Source organism: Bacteroidales bacterium (assembly GCA_023229505.1).
In the GTDB taxonomy this organism is placed as follows: domain Bacteria; phylum Bacteroidota; class Bacteroidia; order Bacteroidales; family JAGOPY01; genus JAGOPY01.
This window is the reverse complement of sequence record JALNZD010000050.1, coordinates 20,908-31,027: the sequence shown is the minus strand read 5'-3', so window position 1 is coordinate 31,027 and position 10,120 is coordinate 20,908. Positions and strand designations below refer to the sequence as shown.

The window sequence follows — 10,120 nt, the reverse complement described above, 5'->3', positions numbered from 1 at the left end:
GGAGGAGTAATGCCTGTATATCTGAGTATTACAGCACATCCCCCGTCATTTGTAGCAACGATCGAATGGGCATAATCGAAATGCCCGGGGGTGCTGAAGTCAAGGCACCATTCTTTTTCTCCGCAAGCGTTGAGTTTCATTACTAAAGGATCACTATAGGAATCATAAAATGTAGTACCACCGGAAAGAAATATATTTCCTGTTGTGTCTTTGTCCAATGAAAAGAAACCAATGTATGAATCTGGTAATCCAAATGTTTTATTCCAAATGATTTGTCCGTTAATATCTGTTTTAATCAGCCAGATGTAATGAACATAATTTTGTCCAAACTTACCTGTCAGTAAATATCCTTTGTCATAGTTTTCAGTAAAATCCTCACCTACTACATTTAAACCAGGAAAATATTCCTGCAACCAGCGGGATTGAGCATTCAATGAGCAGCTTAGAATGATAAAGCCAAAGAAAAGACTATATAGCTTTTTCATGAGCCTATCGGATTATTAAACATTTAGCTTTCTTTAATATTTTATTACCACTCATAAGACTTATTAAGTATATCCCAGGTGAGTATGCCCGGGTGTCCAAAAGGTACTGATTTTGATTATCTTGAATATGAAGACCATACAATTTTTTTCCATAAGCATCATTTATATTAATAAATGCAGGCTTCGCAAAGTTTTCTAAATTATATTCAATGATCAAGTATGATTTTGCAGGATTAGGATAGATATTTAAATAAGAGTAATCAATTAATTCATTATGAAAATATTTGTCTGTAATATGCTTATTTTTTAGAATAGTTGGGAGAAAAACAGGTTCTGAATAAGAAATTAAATCGTTAATCACCAAGAGATTTCTAGAATAAATTCCAGGTATTTCGTTTGATTCTTCCATTATTGAGAATAATCCAGGGTAAGTCGTACTATCAATTCTTACGGAATCTGATTGCATGGGTATTAAGATATTAATCAAATCTTCATAAAACTCATGTGTATTCATTTGATCTGCAGTAAGTGAGAAATCCACGAGTATGGAATTTAAAATATCCAAAACTTCTGTTGAATCCCCAGTATATAATTTGCAAAAAGCTAACTGATAATGTGTTTCAGGGGAATAGTTATCTTCAAGATATGCAATTACACTGTCTTTGGAAGAATTAAGCAACGTATCATTTTTATAATATCGGACTATATTTGAAAAAGCATTGCTCTTTAAAATATAATGTGAAGATATTTCCCTTTCCAACATTTCTTTTTCTCCCATAATGCTCTTTCCTTCCAAGATTTGTTCCATCAAATAGTCAGGCATGGGATCAAACTTATTCTCAAGGACATTCAAGATATCAGCCGATTTAGCTGCCTGTGGATTGGCGACAAGAATATCCCTTACCATTGCATTTAGAAGAACATTTTCTTTTTCGATAGCTGATTTCATTACCGTGTCAGAAAGATAAGGCGATTCATCTAATAATTGTTGCCTAAGATCAAGCGCATCATCAGGAAAGCTGGTCTGGATTTCAAATGTAAGTCCTGGCGTATCACCCCCATCGACATATTGCGTTAATGTACCAGAATAAGCGGTGAGGATTTCTTTTTCATTTGATAAAATACTTTTTTCTGATTCTAACTGGATGCCTCCTGAATGAAAATGAGAAGGACAGGAAGTATCCTTTGAGTAGGATACATATATGTCTTCAGAGGGTTCAATATTTTCATATTCCGATGGCCTAAGTTTATTTTCGAATGTATTAGGTTGATGTGTATAATTAATCTGATCGAGATCCGGATTGTTATAAAAGTTATAATCAAGAGAAGAATATTCGTCTGCAGTAAAAGTATTCCCAGCACCCATTGAATTCGGATCAACTCCCGGAGGGGCTGCAGAACCTGGAAAACCCTGATTAGTCGCAATCCCTAAGAAATCATGATTGAAACCACCTTCAGGTGTAATATACACATCTAAACTACATTCAATGAAATCGTTGCATTTGATACATAGCCCTTTTGTCCCATCTTTGTTGCGGTTCTCGCCTGCTGCAATTATACCATAGGTTAAATCTATCAGACTATCGTTATAAATCTCATTATAATAATCTGAGCCTGAATTCAGGATATGCATCCCAACCAGATTAAAATAATCAGGATCGCTGCCTGTTATCTTATTCTCTTCAATCTGGTATCGGGTACAATATTCGGTATAAATCCCTATCAATGTATCGCCCGGTTCGAAATAAGCTTCATCAGCATTCAATTCAAAGCGGTTTTTGATGATTGTGGCATCATAGGTCAGGCTCATGAATATACCCCGGCAATTGTCAATAAAATCAGCGGAATTCACAGTAATAGAGTAACGGCTATTGCTATTAAATGCCCGGATACCATATTCAAGGTTTTCAAAACGGCATGGCAGCAACTCGGGACATGGGATAATATTACCCTGGACACATTCGCTTGAAATGAAATAACCAGCCCCATAACTTTCTATGCCTTTACCCCGTGGATCATTTTTTTGAGTAGAGTAATTACCAAATGTACAGCCCATAATAATAATTCCTCCCACTTCATCCATTAAAATGTGCTTGTTAGGAATATTACGGGTAATTTCATATAAAGCATCTGTTGTTTCAAACCGGGATCTGGTAAACCTGCTGAAATTCGGAAGAATTTCATGAGTTATGGGGTGTGTATTGGTGAATGGATAAAACATAATGTCAATTACATTATCTTTGAATATGGCATCCCTACAAGATATGATACCACCGGAAGGAATAGTATAGATCCCATTTTGTCGGGCAGTGGCAATAGCCGTATCTGCAAATTCTATTGTCCCGCCATTAATAATTTGCACCATCCCTTGATAGTCAGTCATTTGAGGCATGCTGGCATTGCCCCAGATATCAATGCCGTTCCATAAAGTGTTGCAGCTTGAAGTTAATCTACCTCCATCTAATACCAATTTTGAGCCCCGATCAATAAAAATATCCGAATTTTCAGCCATTGCTATTTCACCTGTAACAGTTAATATTGCTCCATTGGTAATCAGATAATCCTTGTTTTTAAGTCCAAAAATATCCCATGTTTGATTTTCCCTTATGGTTACGAGTTCGGTTGCCGGAAGACAATCATTATAAAGCAGTACAAATTCAAAGTCGGGAACTTCTCCATTTTCATAAAGGAAAATTTTAATTTTAGTAAGTTCTCCTTGTATCAGGCCAGTGAAAGTCACAATAAATTCATTAGCATCTCCCATGCAAACTTTTCTTTGTGGTAAAAGAGTTATATCATAATTTTCAGATGCTCCGTTCACAGGAATGATTTCAACTCTTCCTTCGCCTATAATTCCTACGGGGAACAAATTGAGTTGTGCATCACCGGGGTTTTCGATGTAAAAATGTAATTCATGATCATTGATCAAATCCCCTGTTGAAAAAGAAAAGAATGAATTATTAGTCACATACATATGTTCAATGCTTTGTCCTGAACTCAAATATACTTTTAGTTCAGGTTTTACCGGGGTTCCATTATAATGTGAATCAAATGGTCCAATTCGGTTCTCGCTGTCATCGCTATCTTCCCTTTGAGAACAAGCCCCAGCTGGTAAATTGTATTCTGGAGAAATGCCCCAGTTCCAATATCCATCCTTGTCTTTATCATAGGGGACTACAGTATCGGTTAATGATAAAATGTCATCGATAGGAAGTAAATAGTATGTGGCACTTGCTATGTGTACATCATTCGCAAGGTGGTAAAAATAGCCATGAGCACCATATCCAGTACCCCAACTATTTTTAAAGATCCAATATAACTGGCCTATGTAATTTGAATTATCATGGACAATGATGGTATCGAAAGGATATGAAGTATCATAAAGAGTGTCCTTTGCTTTCACTATTCCATAACCAACTAGTGCTATAATATGGGAACCACCATTATAATATGATAAAGATACATCCAGTGGACCATGATTTATCAGTGCAACTTTCAATGTATCAGTGTTATAAGTATAATTTGCGTGGTAGCCGGCTATTTTAAGCTGATTCTGTGCAGATCCATTTGGAGGCGAATTTTGCCGGCAATTCCCATGAGTACTATCTCTTGGATAACATGCCTCATCGACAATACCACTATCTCTTGCAAAGATATTTGTAACAAAATCAAATCCACCATGACAATCAGAAGTAGCTATATCACAATCTAGAACATCTTGTTCTGATAGATTATAATTCTTCATTGGATAATTAAAATAAATATTAGCAACACCTTCAATTGCAGCCAGCGGCCCATAAATGTAACATAATCCATCACAAATGGGTATTTCTGATTGATCCTCAATAGCCGTTAACCACCCGCTTGTATTAGGACCATTATTATAATAGAATGCAGATTTTGAGGGATCATTTGCCCCATGCCTGTTTCGCCAATCAAATGAGTCCACAAGTTCAGAACCATCTGCCGGACCATCAACTCCTGGTCTTCCATCATAAATTCCGCCTGTATAATAGTCCAACCCTAATAAGTTATATTTTTCACCAAATCTGGTTACTTTATCATTGTAAGATAAATCTGAAATCGGATTCCTGTTGGCAAACCATAACATTTGGTTCGATTCGATTACATGATTAAGTGAATCCACTTTATGTAATTCGATCGTATTCTTAAAGTTTTCTTGAAGAATTTCAAGGTTTTCTCTGTACCTGTTTTGAAGGATAGCGCTATCCAGCTCTATTGACGCATTAATAATTTGTATTTTCACAGAACCCGGATTAATAATCCGCCTGAACATGGTTTCATCAGATGCTTCTGTAATTTCAAACTCCCATCGTGGTGAAATAAATGGATAAACCTCAAACACCATCCACTCATTTCCTGAATTATCGGTCAATATCACCCTGACCAGGCTCGTGTCGCTTGACAGCGTGACTGAGCCGGAAATGGATAATCCATAAATAGTATCATTCTCTCCGAAAGGAAAAATCTCGCCGTCTGAAGTGAATAAACTGTCGATCTGGATGGTTTGCGCCTGCATAGGCAAGGAGAAGAAACAACTAATCGTAATCATCAAAATGGCTAAAATCCCGCGGGGTGGAGTAAGTGTTTTCATAATCAATGGTTTAAAGGTTAATAATCTAAATGTAGAAATGGCTGGATAAAGATAATGTAATTGGGAAGGAAAAGCAAGATTATGGACGATTTTGCATGGACGATGGACGATTTTCCATTTATTCATGAAAATTTATTTTTAGAAACATTTGTTTTTAAAGAAACTATTTTTACCTTTGCAGCCCGATTTTAAAGGGTAGCACTTCTGACTTGTTCAGAGGGACTTAGGGACCTGACAAGGTGAGACACTATAGGCCCCAGACTTAATCTTCCTAAGATAAGTTTGGTCTCAAAAAGAGCCCACCTTGTATATATTCCTGAAGATTTCCTGAGAAACGGTTTGGTCTGGTTTGATCTCCAGATCATTAACAACGGATCAACTTTGAATAACATAAATTAAACAGTATCGTATGCCAACGATTCAACAGCTTGTCAGAAAAGGACGTTCTAAACTGATTGATAAGAGCAAATCTCCGGCATTGGATTCCTGCCCGCAAAGGCGCGGAGTCTGTGTGAGGGTTTACACCACTACGCCGAAGAAACCGAATTCAGCCATGCGAAAAGTGGCCAGGGTTCGTCTGACCAACGGCAAGGAAGTGAACTCCTACATCCCCGGTGAAGGTCATAACCTGCAGGAACACAGCATCGTACTGATCAGGGGCGGCAGGGTAAAAGACCTCCCTGGTGTACGTTATCATATCATCCGCGGCGCACTTGATACTTCAGGCGTCGACGGAAGGCAACAGCGGAGATCAAAGTATGGAACAAAAAGACCCAAGAAGTAATTATACATTATTAAATAACTCATGAGAAAAGGCAAATCAAAATCGAGAACCATCGTCCCGGACCCAAAATTTGGCGACCTGATGGTGACCAAGTTTGTCAACAATATCATGTTGCAGGGGAAAAAGAACAGTGCCTTCGATATCTTTTACGAAGCCATTGAACTGGTTACCCAGCGCAGCAAGGAAGACGGTCTTGAAGTCTGGAAGAAGGCCCTGGCCAATGTCACACCTTCGGTGGAAGTCAGAAGCCGCCGTGTCGGAGGTGCTACATTCCAGATCCCTTCAGAGATAAGGCCGGGAAGAAAACAGTCTATAGGTATGAAAAATATGGTCAAATACGCCCGCACGCGCCACGAGAAATCGATGCAGGAAAAGCTGGCCGGCGAGATCCTTTCAGCCTATAAAGAAGAAGGCTCCGCTTTCAAGAAGAAGGAAGATATGCACCGGATGGCCGAAGCCAACAAGGCTTTCTCCCATTTCAGGTTTTAACTAAAAAGAGAAAAGAGTAGTACAATATGTCCGACAGGTTGATACATACCAGGAATATCGGCATCATGGCGCACATCGACGCGGGTAAGACCACGACGACGGAGCGCATATTGTACTACACCGGCATCAATTACAAGATCGGCGAAGTAGATGATGGCACTGCCACAATGGACTGGATGGTCCAGGAGCAGGAAAGAGGGATCACCATCACATCAGCCGCCACGACCGTCTTCTGGAAATTAGCCGGGGAACAATACAAGATCAACATTATAGATACCCCCGGGCATGTTGATTTCACCGTCGAGGTGGAACGTTCGCTCAGGGTTTTAGATGGAGCCATTGGAATTTTCTGTGCGGTCGGAGGGGTTGAACCCCAGTCGGAAACCGTATGGCGCCAGGCTGCCAGATACCATATCCCCAGGATAGCCTACGTGAACAAGATGGACCGTTCAGGCGCCGACTTCTTCCGTGTGCTTCAGCAGATAAAAGGCAAACTGAAGGCGAACCCGGTACCCATCCAGCTGCCCATCGGCGTGGAAGATACATTCACCGGCGTGGTCGACCTTGTTGAAAACAAAGCCTATACATGGGATGATGCAGCTTATGGACAGGAATACTTTGAAACCGGGATCCCGGAGGATATGACCGCGATGGTGGAAGAATACCGGATGAAGCTCATCGAAGGTGCCGCGGAGGAAAGTGAAGAACTGCTGGAGAAATTCCTGGTTAACCATGATTCCATCACTCCTGAAGATATTATTGCCGCTTTGCGGAAAGCCACCCTTGAAGGTCGCATTGTGCCGGTCTTATGTGGTTCATCTTTCCATAACAAAGGCGTTCAGAAACTGATCGACGCGATCATTCTATATCTCCCCTGCCCGATGGATGTCCCGCCTGTTGAAGGCATCAATCCGTTCACCAATAAAACGGAAACCAGGCATGCGGATGAAAATGAACCTTTTTCAGCCCTTGCTTTCAAAATCGCAATTGACGCCTTTGTGGGCAAAATTGCTTTTTTCAGGGTGTATTCCGGCCAGATCGCAGAGGGCAGCGTTGTGCTGAATGTTAATACCAACAAACGGGAGCGGTTGGCACGAATCCTGCAGATGCACGCCAATAAAAGAATTCCCCTTCAGAAAATCGAAGCAGGGGATATTGGCGTGGCAGTTGGATTCAAAGAAATCCGGACAGGTGACACCCTGACCGATTTGCAGCATCCCATCGTGCTTGAAAATATTGATTTCCCGGAACCGGTCATTAATGTCGCCGTTGAGCCAAAAACCCAGGACGACATGGAAAGAATGAACCTGGCTCTGCGGAAACTTGCTGAGGAAGACCCGACTTTTGATGTCCATTATGATAGTGAAACCGGGCAGACCATCATCCGCGGCATGGGTGAACTTCACCTTGAAATCATCACCGACAGGCTGAGAAGGGAATATGGGATTGAAATAAACCAGGGCCGGCCGCAGGTTTCCTACCGCGAAGCTATTTTAGCTGAAATTGAATACCGGGAAGTTTATAAGAAACAGACAGGTGGCAGAGGCAAATTCGCCGATATGACCATCACCATGGGCCCTGCCGATGACGGCATTAAGGGCCTTCAGTTTATTGATGAAACCAGGGGAGGAGTTATCCCAAAAGAATATATCAATGCGGTTGAGAAAGGCTTCAAATCTTCAATGATGAACGGAATCCTGGCAGGTTTTCCACTCATCAGTCTTAAGGTGAGGCTTCTTGACGGGGCGACGCATCCGGTGGATTCCGATGCATTGTCATTTGAGATTGCTGCAGCCCAGGCTTTCAGGAATGCAAGCCGTCTTGCACGGACCTCTTTACTTGAACCCATTATGAAGCTGACCATCACCACCCCGGAGGAATATGTCGGAGATGTGGCCAGTGATATCAACAAAAGAAGGGGACATATCGAGGATGTTTCCGCCTTGCTTGGTTTCCAGATGGTTTACGCCAAAGCGCCCCTTTCTGAATTATTCGGATATGTTACCGCGCTGAGGACTGTCACTTCCGGAAGAGCTTCAGGAAATATGGAATTTTCTCATTACCAGGAAGTCCCAAAGGAATTGGTAGATGAGATTTTATATAAGATTAAAGGATACGTCATAAAATAATTTAAATCAAAATAACGTGAGCCAGAAGATTCGCATAAAACTGAAATCTTACGATCACAACCTGGTCGACAAGTCGGCCGAAAAGATCGTGAAAACCGTTAAGTCGACGGGAGCCATTGTCAGCGGACCTATTCCACTGCCCACCGACAAAAAGATTTTCACGGTAAACCGATCAACATTTGTTAATAAGAAATCAAGGGAGCAGTTTGAACTGTCGACCTATAAGCGGTTGCTTGACATTTACAGCACCACTTCCAAAACCATTGATGCGCTGATGAAACTGGAATTACCCAGCGGCGTGGAAGTTGAGATCAAAGTTTGAGGCCGGTTTACGTTTTGAACAGATAAAAAATTAAGACATGTCAGGATTAATTGGAAAAAAAATAGGTATGACCAGCATTTTTGATGCGAACGGGAAGAATATTCCCTGTACGGTCATACAAGCCGGGCCATGTGTGGTAACCCAGGTCCGGATCAAGGAGGTTGATGGTTACGAAGCCATCCAGCTTGCTTTTGATGATGCCAAGCCTAAGCATATAAATAAACCTTTAAAAGGACATTTTGCTAAGGCCGGGGCTGCTCCCAAGCGGATTACCAGGGAATTTACCAGATTTGAAGTTGGTCACACAAAGAAATTCGGTGATATTTTGTATGTGGATGTTTTTGAAGAAGGGGAATATGTTGATGTTGTGGGGACGAGCAAGGGAAAAGGATTTCAGGGCGTAGTCAACAGGCACAATTTCAGTGGTGTTGGTGACTCTACCCATGGCCAGCACAACCGGCTGAGGGCGCCGGGATCAATCGGGGCTTCATCTTATCCTTCACGCGTTTTTAAAGGTATGCGGATGGCCGGACAGATGGGAGACCATCGCGTTAAACTGATCAACCTTCAGGTGTTGAAAATCATCCCGGAAAAGAACCTCATCCTTGTTAAAGGTGCTGTACCGGGTGCTAAAGGTTCATATGTAATTATAGAAAGATGGAGCTAGAAGTTTATAAAATTAGTGGCGATAAGACCGCAAAAAAGGTCACGCTGAGCGATGAGATCTTTGGCATCACACCGAATGATCACGCTATCTGGCTTGATGTTAAATTAATTCTGGCTAACCAGCGCCAGGGTACCAGCAAAGCCAAAGAACGCTGCGAATTATCCGGAAGTACACGAAAGATTAAACGGCAAAAAGGTACCGGTACGGCGCGTGCAGGGGATATCAACTCACCTCTGTTCAGAGGAGGCGGCAGAGTTTTTGGACCACGCCCGAGGGACTATGAATTCAAGCTGAATAAGAAGCTCAGGAAGCTGGCCCGTAAATCAGCATTAACTTATAAGGCACAGGAAAACAATATCATGATCCTGGAAGATTTTAAGTTTGAAGAAGCCAAAACAAAAAATTTCACTGCTTTGCTCAAGAGCCTGAATCTTTCAGATAAAAAAACGCTACTGGTGATGCCCGATACGGACAATAATCTTGTTCTATCCTCACGCAACCTGAAGAAAACTAAGGTGACCCGCGCTGAGATGCTCAATACTTATGACATCCTCAACGCCAACAACCTGCTGATAGCTGAAAGCTCCGTGCCGATTATTGAAGAAATTTTAGGGAAGTAACAATATAAG

General features: G+C 41.4%; 8 protein-coding genes. 6 read left to right on the top strand and 2 right to left on the bottom strand.

What is annotated here, in order from left to right:
* Positions 1-485, bottom strand: a 485-nt coding sequence (locus M0Q51_14820) for a hypothetical protein (GenBank protein ID MCK9401249.1), incomplete at its 3' end; no start/stop codon positions are given.
* A 4-nt stretch (positions 486-489) separates the two neighbouring features.
* A complete protein-coding gene (locus M0Q51_14815; protein MCK9401248.1) occupies positions 490-4,881 on the bottom strand; it encodes a T9SS type A sorting domain-containing protein in 4,392 nt (1,463 codons plus the stop codon).
* Positions 4,882-5,509: 628 nt separating this feature from the next.
* On the opposite strand from M0Q51_14815, the gene rpsL reads away from it, so the two are divergent.
* Genes rpsL through rplD form a run of 6 tightly spaced genes read left to right on the top strand, consistent with a single transcriptional unit; the run spans position 5,510 to position 10,111 of the window.
* Complete coding sequence (rpsL, locus tag M0Q51_14810; GenBank protein MCK9401247.1) at positions 5,510-5,884, top strand: 30S ribosomal protein S12; 375 nt, start codon at positions 5,510-5,512, stop codon at positions 5,882-5,884.
* Positions 5,885-5,905: 21 nt separating this feature from the next.
* Entirely contained in the window at positions 5,906-6,373 is a 468-nt protein-coding gene (gene rpsG / locus M0Q51_14805) for a 30S ribosomal protein S7 (protein MCK9401246.1), read from the top strand.
* Positions 6,374-6,399: 26 nt separating this feature from the next.
* A complete protein-coding gene (gene fusA, locus M0Q51_14800) occupies positions 6,400-8,502 on the top strand; it encodes an elongation factor G (GenBank protein ID MCK9401245.1) in 2,103 nt (700 codons plus the stop codon).
* A 16-nt stretch (positions 8,503-8,518) separates the two neighbouring features.
* Positions 8,519-8,824 (top strand): 30S ribosomal protein S10, encoded by a 306-nt coding sequence (rpsJ, locus tag M0Q51_14795; protein MCK9401244.1) that lies wholly within the window; start codon positions 8,519-8,521, stop codon positions 8,822-8,824.
* A 37-nt stretch (positions 8,825-8,861) separates the two neighbouring features.
* Positions 8,862-9,491 carry a 50S ribosomal protein L3 gene (gene rplC, locus M0Q51_14790; GenBank protein ID MCK9401243.1) on the top strand — a complete coding sequence of 210 codons (630 nt, stop codon included), beginning with the start codon at positions 8,862-8,864 and terminating at the stop codon, positions 9,489-9,491.
* Positions 9,482-10,111 (top strand): 50S ribosomal protein L4, encoded by a 630-nt coding sequence (rplD, locus tag M0Q51_14785; protein MCK9401242.1) that lies wholly within the window; start codon positions 9,482-9,484, stop codon positions 10,109-10,111. The genes rplC and rplD overlap by 10 nt, the downstream gene beginning before the upstream one ends.
* The last annotated feature ends 9 nt before the right edge of the window (positions 10,112-10,120 follow it).